Here is an 18,503-nt window from a genome sequence, read left to right as displayed (position 1 = left end):
CCGGACACGATGAGCTTCGTGAGGGGCCCTCAGCGGGACACGATCGGCTCGTGAAGGGCCGTCAGCCGGACACGATCAGTTTCTCGATGCGCTCGGCGGCGGCCACGACGAGGTCGCCGTACTGGTGGCCGGGCCCTTCCCTGCTGACCCTCGACAGCGGGGCGGACAGGCAGAGAGCCGCCACCACCTCGTCGTTGACCCGGACGGGCGCGCTGACCGAGCTCAGCCCCAGCATGCGCTCGGAGACGCTCTCGAGCCAGCGCCGCTCGGGACGCGCGGGATCCGGCGGGTCACCGGCCTCCAGGATGCGCGCCGCCGAGCCGCGCCCGGCCAGCGGCAGGCGCGAGCCGACGGGCAGGGAGGCACGCAGCTCCGCCTCGGACTCCGCGCTGGCCACGCAGAGCCGGTGATCGCCGCGCCGCACCCAGATCGCCGCCGTCTCCCCCGTGCGCGCCCGCAGGTCGTCGAGCACGGGGCCGGAGACCGTGATCAGGCCTGAGGAGGTGAAGCGCCGCCCGACGTGGTAGCGCCCCTGGGGGTCACGGCGCAACAACCCGTGCTTGACCATGGACGCGGCCAGCCGCTGCGCGGTCGGGACGGACAGGCCGAGGTGACGGGCCAGCTCGGTGGCGCTCATCGGGGCGCGCTCGACGGTGTCGAGGATGGCGACCGCCCGGTCGATCACCCCGACCCCTGTGACCAGGTTTGCCTGCTCCTCATCCCTCACGGCACGACCTTAGCTCCGCCGGGCGAGCCGCGCCACGACACCGGTCAGATCTTGATCGCGGTGAGCGTCACGCCGTCGATGGTCGTCTTGTGGACGAGCTCGCCTCTGGCGGGCCGTCCTGCACCGGTGCAGGTGAAAGATACGGAAAGAAAGGATATGGCGTGAAGGATGCCATGTCCTGCTGCCCGTAGAGTGACGATTCGGACAGCGGTCGGGGGACGGGGCACGATCTGGATGGTGGGGGACGACGGTCGCGGGCTCATGACGTGTTTCCCGCCGGGCTCGTCGACATGACCGAGTGCCGGCGGACCGTCGAGGCGCTGCATGCCGAGCGCCAGTGGACGACGTACATGGTCGAGGCGTCCGGGGAGCTGCTGTCGTCCCTGAACCTCGACCGCTGCCTGGAGACGACTGCGCGCCTGGCCGCCCGGCGGCTCGCCGACGCCGCGCTGGTCGTGTTGCCGATGCCCGGCCGCAAATTCGTGATCGCCCGCTGCGATGCGAGAGGCGAGGTGGTCCGCGAGAGCGCGGCCATCGATCCACGTGCGGTCCCGGGCCTCGACGAGGCGCTGCGGGGTTTCCCGCCGGTGCCCGCCCGCTGGATCGATCCGGCCGACGCCCCCGGCTGGGTGCTCCGTGACGGCTTCGGGGAGATCGGCTTCGGGGAGATCGGCTCGGTCGCGCTGGCCTCCCTGCCCGGCCGCGGCCTGCCCGCGGGCGCGCTGGTGCTGCTGCGGCACGAGCGCCGGGCCGGCTTCTCGGACAACGAGGCGGTGTTCGCGCAGTTGTTCACCGCATGGGCGGGCGCGGCGATCTCGGTCGCCCGCCTGTACGCCGAGCAGGCGGCCATCACCGAGACCCTGATGGCCGAGCTGCTGCCACCTCCCACGCCACGGCTGGAGGGTGTGGAGGTGGCGGCCCGATACCGGTCAGCGGGCGCCGGGGAGCGGATCGGCGGCGACTTCTACGACGTGCATCCCGTCGCGGGCGTGGGAGGCGAGTCGCTCGTGGTGCTCGGCGACGTGTCCGGCAAAGGGCTGGAGGCCGCCGTGCTCACCGGCAGGATCCGCAACACCCTGCGGGCGCTGTCGGCCCTGGCGGACGACCACCAGCGCGTGCTCGAACTGCTGAACGACGTCCTGATCGGCGACGGCGTCCCGACCCGCTTCGTCACCCTCGTCCTCGCCTCGTTCAAGCGCCGCGACACCCGCGTCGAGTTGCGGCTGACCAGCGCCGGACATCCGCCACCGCTGATCCTGCGCAACGACGGCCGCGTCGAGACGGTCAGGACCGTCGGCACGCTGATCGGCCTGCTGGAGCACATCACCAGCGTCACCGCCGGGGTGGAGCTGGAGCCCGGCGAGACGTGCCTGCTCTACAGCGACGGCATCATCGAGGCCAGGGGCGGCCCGCTCGGCGACGAGTTCTTCGGCGAGGAACGGCTGTGCGAGCAGCTCGCGCAGTGCGCCGGCATGCCGCCGAAAGCGCTGGCCGAACGTGTCGAGATGCTGGCATCAGAGTGGGTCGGCGACGGCGAGCACGACGACATGGCGGTGGTCGCCATCACGGCGTGCCGCGACGTCCCACCCGGCGCGGCAGGAGAACGGCTCCCGTGAACGCCGGCGTCGGGAAGCACGTCGAGACGTTGTGGGCGGCGGCGATGGCGGGCGACCAGTACGCCGCGATCAACGCGGCGACGGCCGCCATCGACGCCGGCGTCCCCATGGAGACCCTGCTGATGGACGTCGTCGCCGCCGTGCAGGCCCGTGTCGGCCACGAGTGGGCGGCCAACCGCATCACCGTCGCCCAGGAGCACACCGCGACCGCGATCAACGAACGTGTGCTCGACGCCCTGGCCCACCACCCTGCCATGAGGCAGAACCGGGCGCCGAGCAGGGGACGGGTCGCGGTGGCGTGCATCGACGGCGAGTGGCACGCGTTCCCCGCACGGCTGCTGAGCGACGTGCTGCGGGTGAACGGCTGGCACGTCGACTACCTGGGCGCGCAGATCGCCACGCCGCACCTGGTCGCGCACCTGCACCGGACGAACCCGGACGCGGCGGCGCTGTCCAGCTCGCTCGCGATCCGGCTGCCCGCCGCGCACGCGGCCATCACCGCCTGCCAGGCGGCGGGCACCCCGGTGCTGGCGGGCGGAGCCGCCTTCGGCCACGACGGCCGTTACGCCCGGCTGCTGGGCGCCGACGCCTGGGCGCCCGACGCCCGTGCCGCCGTGGATCTCCTGGCCGCCGGGCCGCTGCCGCGCAGGACCGCGCCCGGCGCCGGCGGGCCGTCGCACCTCGCCGGACACGAGTACACGCGGCTGGACCGGTCCGCTCCCGAACTCGTGAGAGGCGTCATGGACGAGCTGGGCCGGCGCGTACCCGAGATGGCGGCCTACACCGAGCGGCAACTCGGGCAGACCGCCGAGGACGTGGCCTACATCGTCGACTACCTGCGGGCCTCCCTCTATGTCGAGGATCCCGAGCTCTTCTCCTCGTTCCTGGAGTGGATGACGGGCATCCACACGGCGCGCGGCATCCCGGCACATGTGGTGGTCGCCGCCGTCGACGTGCTGGCCGGCCTCCTCACGGGTTTGCCGCATGCCCTCGCCACGCTCGCGCGGGCACGTGACGCGCTGCGCGCGTGACTGCCGGCGGGAGGGGCCCCGAGCCTGCCCGGGGCCCCGCGGTGACTAGCGCCAGGTGATGTCGGAGGAGGAGTAGAGGCAGTTCACGCCATCCGCCCCCTCGCCGATCTTCTCCGGCTCGTCGCCCTTCGGGACGCCCCGGTACTTCTCGCAGATCGTGGTGTCGTCGCCGTACACCGTGATCCTGCTGAAGCGGGCCGTGTCGCCCCAGTTCGTGTTGATGCCGGCCAGCACGTCGGTAGAGCGGGCGGTGACGCCGTCCATGACCACGTGGCGCTGGTAGGAGCTGGAGCAGTTGCCGCATGCGCGGTAGAGCTTGCCCGCGTTGTGCACCTGGAAGTTCCTGATGGTCAGCGTCCCGGCGCCGTTGTGCTGGAACACCTTGTCGGAGGCGGACTTGGCGCCGCCGCCGTCCACCAGGTAGGTGGCCGACGAGCTGGACGACCTGAACGTCGCGGCGTCCTCACCGACGTCGTTCCACCACACGTTGCGGATCGTGCACGAGCCCTCGCAGTGGATGCCGTCGCCGGCCGGGGCGTCGATGATGACGTTCTGGATGGTGCCGCCGTTGTCCACGACGAACATCGGGTCCTGGCTCTCCCCCTGGCCGCCGTCGCCGATGCCGTAGTAGCGCTTCATGCCGCCGTCGAAGAACGTGCCGACGTCACGGGTCTCGGTGATGTGCACGCTGCCGGTGTCGGACGGCCACTCACCGCTGCCGTCGTCGCCTCCGCCGCCGCTGCCCATCTTGACGAACTGCCACTGCTGGTTGGCGCCGCCGAGGTCGTCCCACTGGGAGATCCTGGCGCCGTCGCCGGTGCCCCACTCCCACACCTCCAGGGCCTTGCCGCTGTTGCGGTTGATCAGCCGGACGTGGCCGCCGTCGGAGTCGGCCAGGCGGAACTGCTGGTTGGCGGCGTTCAGGTCGGCCCACTGGACGATTTCCGCGCCGCCGGCCGTCGACCACTCGTAGACGTCCAGCACCTTGCCGCTGAGGCGGGACTTGAGCCGGTAGTAGCCGTCGCCGGAGCTGACGAACTGCCACTGCTGCTGGTTGCCGTCGTTGCGGGCCCACTGCACGATCGGCGCGCCGTCGTTGGTCGCGAAGTCGTACAGGTCGAGGGCCTTGCCGCTGTGCCGGTTGACCAGCACGTACCACGCGCTGGTGTCGACGCTGGCCGCCTGCGCCGGGAGCGGCGTCACGGCGATGGCGCCCACCATGGCCGTCAGCATGGCCGTCAGCATGGCCGTCAGCATGGCGGCGAGGGTCGTCGGCAGCCGGCGCCGTCGCCGGGAACGGGGGTCACGTGTCAAGGTCGTCCTCCTCTGTTGGTAAGCGCTTTCCCGATGGGTGCGACGCTGCCGGGATAGCCGAGTTCGTTGGGAGATCCGCCTTACTCGAAGGCCGGTTGTCGCTGTTCGAGCTTTGATCGCACGCGCCGGGGCCACCGTCAACCGGCCCTCAGGGGCACGCCCGCCGACCTGCGGGTTCCCGCGGTGAAACTTTCACCGCCGGGTCCGGCGGGATTGCCGGACGCGCCGCGCAGGGTGCCGGGCGCGCACGAGTGTTGGCCTACAATCGTTGACATGGCTTTCACCGAGAGATCGGCCGCCACACGGACCTCCATCCTCTCGGCCGCCAGGAAACTGCTCATCGAGCGGGGCTTCGAGGGCATGACGATCAGGGCCGTCGCCGCGCAGGTGGGCGTCGACCCGTCGATGGTCATGCGCTACTACGGGAGCAAGGCCGGGCTGTTCAGCGCCGCGGTGGACGTCGACCTGCGGCTCGACCAGGTCGAGGAGCCGCCGCTCGACCGGCTGGGCGAGCTGCTCGTAGGCCACTTCCTGGCGCGCTGGGAGGGTGACCTGTCCGACGACGTGCTGATCCTGCTGCTCCGTTCCGCGAGCACCAACCCCATGGCCGCCGAGCGCATGCGGGAGGTGTTCGCCGGCCAGATCGCCTCGCTGGTGGCCCGGCTGAGCGGGGCCGAGGGTGCGGCGCACCGGGCGGGGCTGATCAGCACGCAACTGCTGGGGCTGGCGCTCACCCGCTATGTCCTGCGGCTCCCGCCGATGGCCGAGGCCGACACCGAGACTCTGGTGCGGGAGATCGGCCCGGTGGTGCAGCACTACCTGACGGGATCAGGCATCACGGCGTGACGGTCAACCGGGGCGCACACCCTTATGTAGCTACATATCGCACATGTATGATTACCCAGTGTGAGCATTCAAGAGACAGCGATATCTCTTCCGTACGCGTTGCGGGAGCGGCGCGGTGACCGTCCCGTCACCTTTCCCGAGATCCCGCACCAGCAGCTCGACCAGATCGCGCCCGTGGAGCTGCAGGAAGAGTTGTGGCGGCGGATGGCCGGGCTCGGCCACGTACGCACCGGCGCCAGCGTCGTCTCCCTGCCGGAGACCCGCGCGCTGCACCTGGACCCGGAGCACGCGCTCGGGCCCGGCACGGCGTTCGTCCGCGACAGCACCGAGTTCGCCCACCTGCACGGCGCGTCCGACGGGAGCCTGCACCTGCTGCTGCCCGAGCGGGACGCCGCCGAGGCCGTGGCGCGAGGGTGGGGCGAGTTCCACCCGCTGGTGCTCGAGGGCCGCTGCCCCCCCACTCTGATCATGGTGTACGGCCCGCGCGACGACGACGAGCTGGAGACGGTGTGGGAGCTGGTGCGCCGCAGCCACGCCTTCGCCTCCGGCCAGATCCTCTGACCGGAGGCGAAGGGGACGTCAGGCGAGCACGGGGAAATTGGCGCGCAGCACGTTGTGCGGATCGCGGGCCCGCTTGATCTGCCGCAACCGGCCGGCGGCCTCCTCGGTGAAGGCGTCCGCGGCCCGCTCCCCCGGCGCCAGGAACGTGTACGGCTTGCGCCCGCTGACGTCCAGCTCCCCGGCGTACCACCCCTGCTTGGCGCCCACGGCCGCCACCAGCTCGGAGGTCGGCGCGATCCCGAACAGGTAGAGCAGGTACGGCTCCGCGAGCGGCCCGCTGGGCCCGGCGCCGGGCCGCTGCCGGGCGAGCGCGCCGCCGAGGTGCCTGATCTGGACGCCGACCAGCGGCTCGATCGGGCTGTCCAGCAACGTCGCCGCCGCCGCGTCGTCCAGGCCGGTCAGCAGCTCGGCCCGGGAGCGCCCCGGCGCGGGGTCGACAGGATCGGCGGTGATGTCGCCGAGGTCCGCCAGGGCGAGCGTGCCGCGCTTGTCGGCGATCACGTCGTCGATCCTGCCGAGCCGGCCGAGCAGCGCCCGGCCCTCGTCCTCCGTGCCGAGGAAGGCAAGGTCGAGCACCACCATGGGCGGCGCCTGCGGGAACTGCACCCGGTTGAACCAGAGGCTCAGCTCGTCAGGGGCCTCGGCGGTGAGCTCGCGGAAGGCCTCGAACACCTCATGGGAGCGGTGTCCCGGCCAGATGATCCGCCCGCCGTACAGGGCGGGCGCCGGATGCAGCTCGAACTCCATCGCCGTCACGACCGCGAAGTCGCCGCCGCCGCCGCGCAGCGCCCAGAACAGGTCGGGGTCGGAGTCCGCGGTCACCCTGGCCGGCTCGCCGTCCGCGCCCACGACGTCGAAGGCCCGCACGCTGTCGGCGGCGAAACCGTGCTTACGGCTGAACCAGCTCAGCCCTCCGCCCAGGGTGTAGCCCGTCACGCTCACCACCGGGCTGCTGCCGGCCAGGCCGGTCAGGCCGTGCTTGCCGGCCGCCGCCAGCACCTCACCCCACCTGGCCCCGGCGCCCACCCGGGCCAGCCGCTCCTCCGGGCGCACCTCGACCTCGCCCAGCCGGCCGGTGCGCAGCAGGATGACGCCCTCGGTGTCACCCGAGGCGCCGTGCCCGCTCGGCTGCGCGCTCACCGACAGCCCGGCCCCGGCCGCGTACCGCACCACGGCCGCCACGTCGCCGGCGTCGCCCGCCTCGACGACGGCGGCCACGGGTTGATCCACGGACAGGTTCCAGGCTTTGGAGGCCTGCTCGAATCCGTCGTCGCCGGGCAGCAGCACCGGGCCGTCCACCACGCTGCGCATATCGGCGTTCGTCATGCTGTCTCCTTCAACGATCATCTCCCGATCCTGCCGGGGTCAACGCTATGACGTACGGCGTAGGGGAAACGTGACAGGTTCGGGGTGCTGGGCGGGCCTATGCGCCGGAGACTCCGATCGGCGCGCCACGCCCACTATGGCGTGGACGGCTCCCCCTGCCCCTCTCGGAAGGCGATGGCCGCCGCCTCGGTACGGGTCGCCGCGCCCAGCTTCGCCAGGATGTGGGAGACGTGCACGCCGGCCGTACTCGGCGAGATGTGCAGCCGGGCGGCGATCTGCCGGTTGCTCAGGCCCTCGGCGATCAACCTGAGCACGTCACGCTCACGCTCCGTGAGACCCTCCAGGGCCGGCCGAGGCCGCCTGAGCAGGGCGATCTCCCGAGCGAGCGGCACCGCGCCCAGGTCCTCGGCCAGTTGCGCGGCTTCCCTGAGGCGAGCCGCTCCGCCCGGCCGGTCGCCCGCGGCCAGCTCGGCTCGCGCGCCGTGGAAGAGGCTCAGCGCCAGCTCGTACGGCTGTCGCAGTTCCCGCCAGGCCGCCGCCACGTGGTCCCAGCCGTCGTCCTCGATCAGCGCGTGCAGCATGATCTGCCAGGCCCGGTCGAGCCGCCCGTCCACGCCGAGTGTCGCATCGGCCGCGGCGAGTTCGGCCTGTCGTGCCGCGACCCGCTGCCGCAGTTCCTCGCCGGCGCCGTGGGCGAGCCGTGCGCGCTGCGCCAGCGCGCCGGCGACCAGGACCGGCCGGGCGTCGCTGCTGTAGATCCGGGTGAGCGCCGGATCGGCCAGCGCCCGGTCCAGGAGCAGGTCGGCCCTCTCGAGGTTGCCCTGCGCGACGGCGAGCAGGCAGAGCAGGCGATAACGGGGGAACAGCGCATCGCTGTCGGCGTGCTCCACGGCCGCCGCCGCGTCGGTCGCCGCGGCCAGCTCCCCACGCAGCAGCGCCAAGCAGCCGGCGAGCACGCGCAGGGCCTGCCGCGCCAGCGGCGGCGGATCCTCCTGGAGACTCTCCTCCAGCACGGCGGCCGCCTCTTCCCAGCGCCCGGCCAGGATCAAGCTGTGCCCGGCGTAGCGCGCGAGCTCCGCGCCGCGGCTGCGGCCCAGCCCGTACCGGCGGGCGTGGCGGATGCCGTCGCGGGCCGCGTCGATGGCGCGGCGCTGGTCGCCGGCCTTGGTGTGCAGCGTGGCCTCGTACATGGGGACGGTCATGAGCAGATCATGGCTGTCGAGCCGCTCGGCGAGCGTGCGGGCCTGCGCCAGCATCCCGAGGTCGCGCCTCATGGACCCGACGCCCAGCAGACCGCGTACGGTGACCGTGGGATCGCCGGTGCGCCGGCCGACGTCGAGCGCCTCTTCGAACAGCGCGCGAGCCCTGCCCGCCTCCGGCAGGAGGCCCATGGCCAGCACCCCGAGCAGCCGCCCCCGTTGGACGCTGTCGGGTGCGGTGGGCAGCAGTTCCAGGGCTCGTTCCCAGTCGGAGACGCCGGTCGCGTTCAGCCGGTGCCGCAGCCTGCCCCGGTGCTCCAGCAGTTGAGCGGCCCGCTCGGGTTCGCGCCGCTCGTCCACGGCGGCCAGCCCGGCGGTGGCGTAGTCGATGCCGCGAGCGTAGTCGCCGCTGAGCATGCAGGCCTCCGCCGCGTTGGTCAGGACGTCGATCCTGTCGCCGCCCAGCCGTGCGTCCGGGTCCCAGAGTGCGAGGATGTGGTCCAGCATGCGGATCTGCTCCTCGTAGGCGTAGGAGCTGCGCGCCTGGCCCACGGCCCGATAAGCGGCGGACAGAGCCAGCCCGCGATCCCCGGCGGCGTAGGCGTGCGCGGCCAGCTCGGCGTGGGCTCCGGAGTCACGCAGGGCCTCGGCATAGCGCGCGTGCAGGCGCGCCCGCTCGCCGGGCAACAGGTCCTCGTACACCACCTGCCGGATCAGGGCATGGCGAAAGTCGTAGCCGTCTCCTGCCGTGACGAGCAGGCTGCGGTCGACGAGCTCGCGCAGCAGGGTATCCAGCTCGGCCCCGTCCTGCCCCGCCACCTCCGCCAGCAGCCGGTGGCCGACCCGGCCGCCCGCCACCGAAGCGATGCGCAGCAGCTCGCGAGATGGGCCCGGCAGCGACCGCGGGCCGCGCAGCAGCAGGTCGCGCAGGTTGTCCGGGGTTCGCTCGCCGGCGCGGGCGAGCGCCTCGACGAACAGCGGATTGCCGTCGCTGCCTTCGTGGACGCGGCGTACGGTGGCCGCGTCCGGCTCGGCACCGAGAATCGCGGCCAGCTGGCGGCCCACGCCCTGCCGATCCAAGCGGTCCAGCCACAGGGTGGTGGTGCGCGGGCGGCGGGCGAGCTCGGACAGCAGCGGCCCATCGTTCGTCTCCTGTGGCCGGTAGGTGATCACCAGGAGCACGCCGGCCTGGGTCAGGTTCCTGGCCAGGAAGCCGAGCAGCTCGCGGGTCGCGGCGTCGGCCCAGTGCAGGTCCTCGATCGAGACGATGACTGGCTGGTCCACGGCCACCCGCTCGACCAGCGTCAGGACCTCCTCGTACAGCCGGTGCTTGCCGCCTTCGGCGTCGCCTGCCTCGCCGAGCTCGGGAAACCAGCGGGCCAGCTGGCGGTAGGGCCCCGGCAGCACCCCTTCAACCCGGATCAGCCTGCGCAGCACCGTCACCAGCGGCGCGTACGGCAGGCCGTCACTGCCCAGCTCGGCGCAGGCGCCCTCGACCACCCGCGCCTCCGGGCCCAGCGACCGCGCGAACTCGGCGAGCAGCCGCGACTTGCCGATCCCGGGCTCCCCGGCCACCAGAACCACCGCGGGCCCCTGCTCGACAGCCGTGTCCAGGGCCGCCGCCAGCGCCGACAACTCCTCGCCCCGGCCGACGATCACTGGGCTGACCACGCGCTCCGCCACCACGGAGCCAGCATATAAATACACAGATCACCCGATGCGCGGCGCTTGTTTACCCGGCCACGATCGAAGCATGACAACCACCTACCCGTTGCGGACCATCGCCGCCCACGAGCTCGACGCGTGGGCACGCATGATCACCACGACCTACGGCCAGGACTGGCACGAGGGCGGCCTCAGGAACGCCGCCTCCTCCATCGAACCCGAACGCACACTCGCCGCCTACGACGACGAGGAGATCGTCGGCGGCGCGTCGATCTACGGCCGCGTCATGACGATCCCCGGCTCGGCCGCCCCCGTCGCCGGCATCACGCTCGTCGCGGTCCTGCCCACGCACCGGCGCCGCGGTATCCTCACCGCGATGATGCGCAGGCAGCTGACCGACCTGCACGAATCCGGCGGCGAACCGATCGCCGCACTCAACGCCGCCGAGGCCACGATCTACGGCCGCTTCGGGTACGGCATCGCCAGCCACGTGGCCGAAATCCGGGGCGACAAGAAGGTCATGGCCCTGCGGCCCGGCACCGACCTCGGAGACGGGACGATCCGCCTGCTCGGCCGCCGACAGGCCCGGCCGCTGCTGGAGAAGGTCTACGACACCGCACGCCGCGCCGCGGTCGGATGGGTCGACCGTACCGAGAAGTTCTGGCAGGCCCGCCTGGCCGACGGCGAGCGCGCCCGCGACGGCGGCACGGAACTGCGCTTCGCCTTCCACACGGAGTCCGGGGGCGAGGTCACCGGCTACGCCCTCTACCGCTCCAAGCCGCGGCTGGTGCAGGTCGTCGAGGTCGCGGCCACCACCAGGCAGGCGTACGCCGCCCTGTGGCGCTACCTCATCGACCTCGACGCGCACGCCGAACTCACCTATGACGGCGCCGTCGACGAGCCGCTGAAACACCTGCTGGCCGACCCGCGCGCGGCCCGCACCACCGTGATCGACAACCTCTGGGTCCGTCTGGTGGACATCGATCGGGCGCTGGTGGCACGACGCTACGCGACCTCGCTGGACCTGGTCCTGGAGGTGCAGGACACGTTCTGCCCGTGGAACGCGGGACGCTACCACCTGCGTGCCGACGGCCAGTCCGTCACCTGCGAACGCACCCAGGCCAGGCCCGACCTGCGGCTGACCTCCGCCGAACTGGGCGCGGCCTATCTGGGCGGCACCACCCTGACGTCCCTGGCGGCCTCGGGCCGGGTCGAGGAACTGCGCTCCGGCGCGGTCACCGCCGCCTCGCTCGCCTTCCGTGGCGAACGCGAGCCCTTCCACCCCTCGGGCTGGGCCTTCCCCGCCTTCTGACGGTGGTGGATGTCGGCGGCGTCGGGGCCGGTCGGATCGCGGCGACTGGGTCAGCCCGGCCGTTCGCCGAGCCCGCGCAGCGCGTCGCGAGCGGCGGCGACCCAGTGCGGCGCCCCTGCTCTGGCGGACAGCGCACCTGCCCGCCGGTGGTGCTCCACGGCCGCGCCGGGCCGCCCGAGCGCACCGGCCAGACGGCCGAGGAAGTGCGCCACGGGTCCGAGCGTGAGCAGGCCGCTGCCGGCTCCGGCGAGCTCTCCCTCAGCGGGAAGCAGCAGGGCGTAGAGACGTTCCATCGCGGGCCTGTCACCGGCCTCGATCGCGGCTAGGGCGTGCAGGCAGGTCCTCACCTCGAAGAGCAGGTCGCGCGGCGAGCCGGGGACGGCGCGCGCGGCGGCGATCGCCTGGTCACGCTCGCCACGGGCGAGCAGGGCCAGCGGCCGGGCCCAGCTCTCGTACGGTCCGTGATCGGCCGCGCTCACACCGACCGGCGTGGTGGTGGAGGCGTCCAGGCAGAGCAGGGCGAGCGGGAGGAGACCCGCATCCATGCCGGGCATGCCCGCACCCGCGAGCCGGGTCGCCGCCGTGCGGTAGGCGGTGCGCGCCTCGTCCTGGCGACCGGTCACCGCGAGCCGGAGCGCGGCGTACCAGGCGGTGAACACGCCTACGAGCGGCAGATTGTGGCGGTCGGCGAGCCGGGCGGCCGCGGCGGCGTGCCGATCCGCGGCCTCCAGGTCGGCGAGCGCGGCTCCGGACTGGACGAGGATCAAGTGTCCCAGCACCTCGAACGTGACCAGGCCGTCGTGGCGCGCGGCCAGGTCGACGAGTTCCTCGCCGAACTCGGCACGCTGCGGGGCGAGGCCCGCCCGCTGGAAGCTCTGCAGATAGCGGCCGTTGAGCGCGCACGCCATCAGCACGGGGTCGCCGAGCCCGCGAGCGATCCCCTCGGCCTCCCGCGCGGCCTGCTCTCCCCGCGGTCCCTGGTCGGCCCGGCGTTCCATCGCCACAGTGATCAGCAGGCGGGCGCGCTCGGCGTCATGAGAAGCCGGGGAGGCCGCCGACGTACGCTCGGCGGCGCGTCCGGGTGGACGGGCGGCCGACGCGGGATCGGCGCTGTCGCCAGGCGAAGGGGCGGAGCCGGCGGCGGCGCCGGGTGGAAGGGCGGCCAGCATGTGTTCGGCGGCCGCGACGAGGCGGGCGGACAGGGCCTCGTCGTCGTTGGCCGTCCAGATCGCGGGCACGTCGAACGCCCCGATCACGCGCGCGCCCAGGACAGGATCCCCCAGCTCCGCCGCCGCTCGGGCCGCCTCCGCGCGGTGCCGCCTGGCCTCCTGCAGGTCACCGGTCACCGCCAGCGCCCGCACCATCCCCATGACCGCCTCCAACCGCCCCCTGGCGCCCCCGTCGTGTTGAGGAGCCCCGCCGCCCGCGCGGTCCAGAGCTGTGATCGTTTCCTGCCACAGCCGGGCCGCCTCGCGCGGTGCGAACCGGTGCTCCGCACGCAGGGCGGCGGCGCGTGTGTAGTGCGCGGTACGGTCCGGGGCGGCGCGGCTTCCGGCGCGCAGCAGGTGGTGGGCGATGGCCTCCACGTCGCCGGGGCTCGTACGCTCGACGATCGCGGCGACGGCGGCGTGCCATCGGGCCCGGCGCGGGCTCGCGAGATCGCCGTACAGGGTCTCCTGCACCAGGGAGTGGGCGAAACGCAGGCGGTCGGCGCCGCCATCGACCAGGAAACCGGCGCGCAGGCCCTCCTCGACGGATTCGAGGACGAGGTCCTCGTCGCCGGCCAGCCCGATCACCACCTCGACGCCGGGATCGCCGCCGATGACGGCCGCCTGGCGCAGGTGGGTGCGCGCGGTCTCGGACAGCGCGGCCAGACGGTGGCGGACGACGTCGCGAACGCCTGCGGGCACGGATCGCAGGGCCGCGTCGCCGTCGCTCTCCCAGACCCGGGTGAGCTCCCGTACGAAGAACGGGTTGCCCCCGCTACGCGTGTGGATCGTACGCGTGCTCTCCGGCGTGGGCTCGCGGTGGGTGACGGCGCGCACCAGCTCGCGCACCTGGGACTCGGCGAGGCCGCCCAGATAGAACCTGGCGGGCTCGGCTCGGGCGGCGCGGCCCAGCGTCTCCGCCAGGCCGGCGGAGATCTCGGTCGAGCGGTAGGTGCCGACGATCAGTACGGGACCGACGTCGAGGTCGGTGGCCAGCGCGGTCAGGAGGGCGAGGGTCTCCTCGTCCGCCCAGTGCAGGTCGTCGAAGACCAGCAGGACCGGGCGGTTCGCGGAGACGGCGGCCAGGTGGGCGCCGATCGCCCGCTGCCGCCGGAACCGCGCCGCGACGGGATCCTCCTCGGCGGCTCTTGAGGCGGCGTCGGTGACGGCGGCCTGCCCTTCCGGGGCGTCTTCGGCGTGATGGGGCAGGTGGGCGCGCATCTGTGTCCACGGCCAGGCCGCCGGCGCGCCCGGCGGTTCCGGGCTCGCGCCCCACGCGATGGACCACCCTGCCTGCTCAAGGCGCCGGCTGAGCGTCCTGGCCAGGGCCGTCTTGCCCGCGCCCGCCTCCCCCGACAGCAGCGCCAGCACCGGCCGGCCCGCCGCCGCGGCGGTCACCGCCGCCCGCTCCAGCCCGGCCAGCTCACGGGCCCGCCCCACGAACGGGTGCCCGGCCGGAGTATGGTCACGCGCCGCCGGAATGCCACCGGGACGCCCCACCGCGCATTCTGTGGTCACCTCACGAGCACATCCCGCCTGCCCCTCCCCGGTCGACTCGCCGCGCGCAACGACAGGGCCCTCGCGGTGCGATGTGGTGGCCGGCCCCGTCGGAAGGCAGCCGGTCGCGCGGCCCGCCCAGCCCTCGCCCGTGTGGTCCTGGATCGAGCCGCCGGGCGGGGGTGTCAAGTGGGGAGCTTGGGCGAGGATGTCGGATTCCAGGGTGCGCAGTCCGGGGCCGGGGTCCACGCCGAGCTCGTCGCGCAGGACACGGCGGGCACGGCGGAGGGTGGCGAGGGCGTCGCCTTGACGGCCCGTGCGATACAGGGCCAGGGCCAGCAGCCGCCAGCCGTCCTCACGCAGCGGGTGGGACGCCACGTGCGCCTCTAGATCGGGCACCGGCTCTGCCGCGGGCCCCGAGGCCAGGGCCGCCTCGGCCCGGCGTTCGACGGCCAGCAGCCGCAGCTCTTCCAGCCGGGCCGCCTCCCCGCGAGCCCACGGCAGCTCGGCGAACTCCGCGTAGGCGGGCCCCCGCCAGAGCACGAGTGCGTCGCCGAGGAGACGGCGGGCCTGGCCGGGTACGCCGGCGGACAGCAGGCGGGCGGAGGTGGTGACGGCCTCCTCGAAGCGCCAGGCGTCCACGGTCTCCGGAGCGACGCGCAGCGCGTAACCGGGTGCGGCCGTGACAAGCAGCCGGGCGGGCGTGCGCGGCGGGCGGCCCGGTTCGAGGGCCTTGCGCAGCGCACCGACGAAGGTCTGCACGGCTCCCAGCGCGCCCTCCCCCGGAGACTCCCAGAGGTCGTCGATGAGCTGGGCGACCGGCACGACCCGGCCTCTGGCGATCAGCAGCCGGGCCAGCACGGCCCGGTGCCGCGGGCCTTTGAGGTCGGCCGGGCCGCGCTCGTCGCTGGCCTCCAACGGGCCGAGCACCCCTATCCGCAGCATCGCACTCCAATGTATCCGCCCTGGTGGGCCCGGCTGAGCCGGCGCTGATCGGGTGCTGATCGGCGGGCGGCAGGTTGGAGGCGTACGCCAGGAGCCAGGAGAAGAAGGCCGAGATGACACCGAAGATCACCGCGTTCGCCCGGCAGCGCGTCACCGTCGCCGACGGCGTGGCGCTCAACGTCGCGTCGGGCGGCTCGGGCCGCCCCATCGTGCTGCTGCACGGCTTTCCGCAGACCCACCTGATGTGGCGGCACGTCGCCGCCGATCTGGCTGCCGATCACACGGTCATCTGCCCCGACCTGCGCGGTTACGGCGCCAGCGACAAGCCGGCGGGCATCGGCGACCGGTATTCCAAGCGCACCATGGCCGCCGACATCGTCGCCCTGGCCGGGGCGCTCGGGCATGAGCGGTTCGCGCTGGCCGGCCACGACCGGGGCGCTCTGGTCGCCGTCCGGGCCGGGCTCGACCATCCCGGGACGATCACGCACCTGGCCGCGCTGGACGTGCTGCCGACGCTCGACACGTGGGACGTGATGCACGGCGTCTCCGCCGCCGTCGGCTTCCACCTCTATCTGATGGCCCAGCCGCCGGGCCTGCCGGAGGCCATGATCGGGGCCTCGGCGGACGCGTTCTTCGGCCATTTCCTGGACGTCTGGGCGAACGACCCGGAGGCGATCCCGGCGGACGTGCGCGCCGCGTACCTGAAGGCGTCGCGCGAGGCGGTCCCCTCGATCGTGGCGGACTACCGGGCCTCGGCCACCATCGACGTCGAGCACGACCTGGCCGACCGGCGGGCGGGCAACCGGTTGCGCATGCCGGTGACGGTGCTGCAGCAGGACTGGGGTGCCGCGCTCGGTTTCGACGCCGCCGAGCGGTGGCGGGCGTGGGCGCCGGACCTGGCGCACGAGACGGTGTCGTGCGGGCACTTCATGGCGGAGGAGGCCCCGGCGGAGGTGACCAGGGCGCTGCGGGATCTGCTGGCAAGATAGGGCCTCAGCCGGCGGCGTTGCGGCACGGTTCACGCGCTTCGCCGGCGGGGGTCTGATGGGTCCTCTGTGATCTGCTTTCGGTAGATTCACGGACGGATCAGCCCATCGTCCGAGCAGACCAGAGGAACACGTGAGCATTCCGGACCTGACCGACGTCCATCCCGCGTGGCTTCCCCCCGGCGCGTTCCGCGCGGTCGGTGCGCGCCGCGTCCTCGTGCTCGGCGACGGGCTCCTCACCGGCACCGTACGCGCGGAGGTCGAGCAGGCCTGCGCCCGGCACGGCGGCGCCCTGGAACAGGACGCGGCGGGATCTCCCGACCTCGTGCTCGCGCTCTCCGGCGCGGCTCCCCCGACGGCTCCCACGACGGCTCCCACGACGGCTCCAACGATGGCGGCCGCGCGGGCGGTCCTGGCGGGCCAGGGCGGGTCCGCCATCGGCGAGGAGGGCTACCTGCTCGCCCGCCGCGACGGTGTCACCGTCGTGCTGGCCGACGATCCGGCCGGCCTGCTCTACGGGCTGTTCCACGTGGTCAGGCTGGGCGAGGAGGCGTTCGCGGGCGAGCGCGCCGCCGAGCAGCACCGGCCCGCGGCGCGCCGGCGCATGCTCGACCACTGGGACAACGTCGACGTGCATCCGGTGATGGGGCAGGTCGAGCGCGGCTATTCCGGCGGGTCGATCTTCTGGCGGGACGGCGGCCCCCGCGGCGACCTGGCCAGGGTACGGGCCTACGCGCGGCTGCTGGCCGCGACCGGCGTGAACGCCATCACGGTGAACAACGTCAACGTGCACGCCACGGAGGCCCACCTCCTGACCGACCGGCTCGGCGACGTGGCCGCCATCGCCGGCGAGGTGCGCCCGTACGGGATCCGGGTGCACCTGTCGGTCAACTTCGCCTCGCCGATGAGGCTCGGCGGGCTGCCCACCGCCGACCCGCTCGACGAGCGGGTGCGGGCGTGGTGGGCGCGCACCACCGAGCACGTGTACGCCGCCATCCCCGACTTCGGCGGGTACGTGGTCAAGGCCGATTCCGAAGGCCAGCCGGGCCCGTTCGCGTACGGGCGCAGCCACGCCGACGGCGCGAACACGCTCGCCGACGCCCTGGCCCCGTTCGGCGGGGTCGTGCACTGGCGGGCCTTCGTCTACGACCACCGGCAGGACTGGCGCGACCGGTCGACCGATCGCGCCCGCGCCGCCCACGACCATTTCGCGCCGCTCGACGGGCGGTTCAGGGACAACGCGATCCTGCAGGTGAAACACGGCCCGATGGACTTCCAGACGCGCGAGCCGGTGTCGCCGGTGATCGCGGCCATGCCGTCCACCCGGCTGGCCGTGGAGTTGCAGGTGACGCAGGAGTACACCGGGCAGCAGCGGCACGTGTGCTACCTGGCGCCGATGTGGAAGGAGGTGCTCGGGTTCAGGCCGTGGGGCCCCGGCGAGGCCGTGGCCGGGGACGGGGACGCGGCCGGGGACAGGGCCGGGCGCAGCGTGGCGGACGTGGCGGTCGGAGAATCGGGTGAGGGCGGCGGCCTGGTCGCGGTCTCCAACGTCGGAGACGACGTCTACTGGACGGGCCATCCGCTCGCCCAGGCCAACCTGTACGCCTTCGGCCGCCTGGCCTGGGACCCGCGGCTGGAGCCCGGCGCCGTCCTCGACGAGTGGATCGGCCTCACGTTCGCGCCGGCGCAGGGCGGTGACCCCGGGCCGCTGCGGCGCACGCTGCACGCGATGATGGACGGCTCGTGGCGCACCTACGAGCGTTACACTGCGCCGCTGGGCGTCGGGTTCATGGTCCGTCCCGGGCACCACTACGGTCCCGACGTGGACGGCTACGAGTACACGCCGTGGGGCACCTACCATTTCGCCGACCGCGACGGCGTCGGGGTCGACCGCACCCGCGCGTCCGGCACCGGGTTCACCGGCCAGTACCCGCGGCCGTGGTCCGACGTCTACGAGTCGCTCGGCACCTGCCCCGACGAGCTGCTGCTGTTCTTCCACCACGTCCCGTACGGGCACGTGCTGCACGACGGCACCACGGTCATCCAGCACATCTACGACACCCACTTCGCCGGGGTCGAGGAGGTGGCCGAGAGCCGGCGGCTCTGGGAGCGGGCGGAGCCGGGGGACGCGGCGCTGCACGCGCGGGTGACGGAGCTGCTCGACGAGCAGTTGCGCTGCGCGGAGGAGTGGCGCGACCAGGTCAGCGCCTACTTCTTCCGCAAGTCGGGGGTGCCCGACGCCCGGGGCAGGCGCATCCCGTGACGCGCCG

The 18,503-nt window shown here is 73.3% G+C and carries 12 protein-coding genes; 7 read left to right on the top strand and 5 right to left on the bottom strand.

Features of this window, described 5'->3' with window-relative positions; genetic code table 11:
- Nucleotides 1-61: 61 nt before the first annotated feature.
- On the bottom strand, nucleotides 62-727 hold the full coding sequence (locus ABGB01_RS08550) for a helix-turn-helix domain-containing protein (RefSeq protein ID WP_347650119.1): 666 nt from the start codon (nucleotides 725-727) through the stop codon (nucleotides 62-64).
- A 290-nt stretch (nucleotides 728-1,017) separates the two neighbouring features.
- Between ABGB01_RS08550 and ABGB01_RS08545 the strand changes: the two genes are divergently transcribed.
- Entirely contained in the window at nucleotides 1,018-2,343 is a 1,326-nt protein-coding gene (locus ABGB01_RS08545; protein WP_347772013.1) for a PP2C family protein-serine/threonine phosphatase, read from the top strand.
- Nucleotides 2,340-3,374 (top strand): cobalamin-dependent protein, encoded by a 1,035-nt coding sequence (locus ABGB01_RS08540; RefSeq protein WP_347772011.1) that lies wholly within the window; start codon nucleotides 2,340-2,342, stop codon nucleotides 3,372-3,374. Before ABGB01_RS08545 ends, ABGB01_RS08540 begins: the two co-directional genes overlap by 4 nt.
- 45 nt (nucleotides 3,375-3,419) lie before the next feature.
- On the opposite strand, the gene ABGB01_RS08535 is transcribed toward ABGB01_RS08540, so the two are convergent.
- The gene (locus ABGB01_RS08535; protein WP_347772009.1) at nucleotides 3,420-4,688 is read right to left on the bottom strand and encodes a pectate lyase; all 1,269 of its coding nucleotides are present in this window, start codon (nucleotides 4,686-4,688) and stop codon (nucleotides 3,420-3,422) included.
- Nucleotides 4,689-4,961: 273 nt separating this feature from the next.
- Here ABGB01_RS08535 and ABGB01_RS08530 point away from each other — a divergent pair, with 273 nt between their 5' ends.
- Complete coding sequence (locus ABGB01_RS08530) at nucleotides 4,962-5,534, top strand: TetR family transcriptional regulator (protein WP_347772007.1); 573 nt, start codon at nucleotides 4,962-4,964, stop codon at nucleotides 5,532-5,534.
- A gap of 60 nt (nucleotides 5,535-5,594) precedes the next feature.
- On the top strand, nucleotides 5,595-6,095 hold the full coding sequence (locus ABGB01_RS08525; protein ID WP_347772005.1) for a luciferase family protein: 501 nt from the start codon (nucleotides 5,595-5,597) through the stop codon (nucleotides 6,093-6,095).
- An 18-nt stretch (nucleotides 6,096-6,113) separates the two neighbouring features.
- On the opposite strand, the gene ABGB01_RS08520 is transcribed toward ABGB01_RS08525, so the two are convergent.
- Nucleotides 6,114-7,421: an FAD-binding oxidoreductase gene (locus ABGB01_RS08520; RefSeq protein WP_347772003.1), complete on the bottom strand. Its 1,308-nt coding sequence runs from the start codon at nucleotides 7,419-7,421 to the stop codon at nucleotides 6,114-6,116.
- Nucleotides 7,422-7,555: 134 nt separating this feature from the next.
- A complete protein-coding gene (locus ABGB01_RS08515; protein WP_347772001.1) occupies nucleotides 7,556-10,306 on the bottom strand; it encodes an AAA family ATPase in 2,751 nt (916 codons plus the stop codon).
- A gap of 67 nt (nucleotides 10,307-10,373) precedes the next feature.
- Between ABGB01_RS08515 and ABGB01_RS08510 the strand changes: the two genes are divergently transcribed.
- Nucleotides 10,374-11,597 carry a GNAT family N-acetyltransferase gene (locus ABGB01_RS08510; protein ID WP_347771999.1) on the top strand — a complete coding sequence of 408 codons (1,224 nt, stop codon included), beginning with the start codon at nucleotides 10,374-10,376 and terminating at the stop codon, nucleotides 11,595-11,597.
- Nucleotides 11,598-11,647: 50 nt separating this feature from the next.
- On the opposite strand, the gene ABGB01_RS08505 is transcribed toward ABGB01_RS08510, so the two are convergent.
- Nucleotides 11,648-15,247 (bottom strand): BTAD domain-containing putative transcriptional regulator, encoded by a 3,600-nt coding sequence (locus ABGB01_RS08505; protein ID WP_347771997.1) that lies wholly within the window; start codon nucleotides 15,245-15,247, stop codon nucleotides 11,648-11,650.
- A 113-nt stretch (nucleotides 15,248-15,360) separates the two neighbouring features.
- On the opposite strand from ABGB01_RS08505, the gene ABGB01_RS08500 reads away from it, so the two are divergent.
- Both ABGB01_RS08500 and ABGB01_RS08495 read left to right on the top strand, forming a co-directional pair.
- The gene (locus tag ABGB01_RS08500; RefSeq protein WP_347771995.1) at nucleotides 15,361-16,236 is read left to right on the top strand and encodes an alpha/beta hydrolase; all 876 of its coding nucleotides are present in this window, start codon (nucleotides 15,361-15,363) and stop codon (nucleotides 16,234-16,236) included.
- Nucleotides 16,237-16,366: 130 nt separating this feature from the next.
- Nucleotides 16,367-18,496, top strand: coding sequence for an alpha-glucuronidase (locus ABGB01_RS08495; RefSeq protein ID WP_347771993.1), 2,130 nt, complete (start codon nucleotides 16,367-16,369; stop codon nucleotides 18,494-18,496).
- Nucleotides 18,497-18,503: the final 7 nt, after the last annotated feature.

This window comes from Nonomuraea sp. B5E05, from assembly GCF_039880665.1.
Taxonomy (GTDB): Bacteria; Actinomycetota; Actinomycetes; order Streptosporangiales; family Streptosporangiaceae; genus Nonomuraea.
The sequence above is the reverse complement of the archived record's forward strand: the minus strand, read 5'-3'. Positions and strand labels throughout refer to the sequence as shown.

Coding starts and splice junctions, on each gene's coding strand:
- ABGB01_RS08545 (WP_347772013.1), top strand. CDS start 1,018: ATGACCGAGTGCCGGCGGACCGTCGAGGCGCTGCATGCCGAGCGCCAG.
- ABGB01_RS08530 (WP_347772007.1), top strand. CDS start 4,962: ATGGCTTTCACCGAGAGATCGGCCGCCACACGGACCTCCATCCTCTCG.
- ABGB01_RS08520 (WP_347772003.1), bottom strand. CDS start 7,421: ATGACGAACGCCGATATGCGCAGCGTGGTGGACGGCCCGGTGCTGCTG.
- ABGB01_RS08510 (WP_347771999.1), top strand. CDS start 10,374: ATGACAACCACCTACCCGTTGCGGACCATCGCCGCCCACGAGCTCGAC.
- ABGB01_RS08505 (WP_347771997.1), bottom strand. CDS start 15,247: ATGCTGCGGATAGGGGTGCTCGGCCCGTTGGAGGCCAGCGACGAGCGC.
- ABGB01_RS08500 (WP_347771995.1), top strand. CDS start 15,361: ATGACACCGAAGATCACCGCGTTCGCCCGGCAGCGCGTCACCGTCGCC.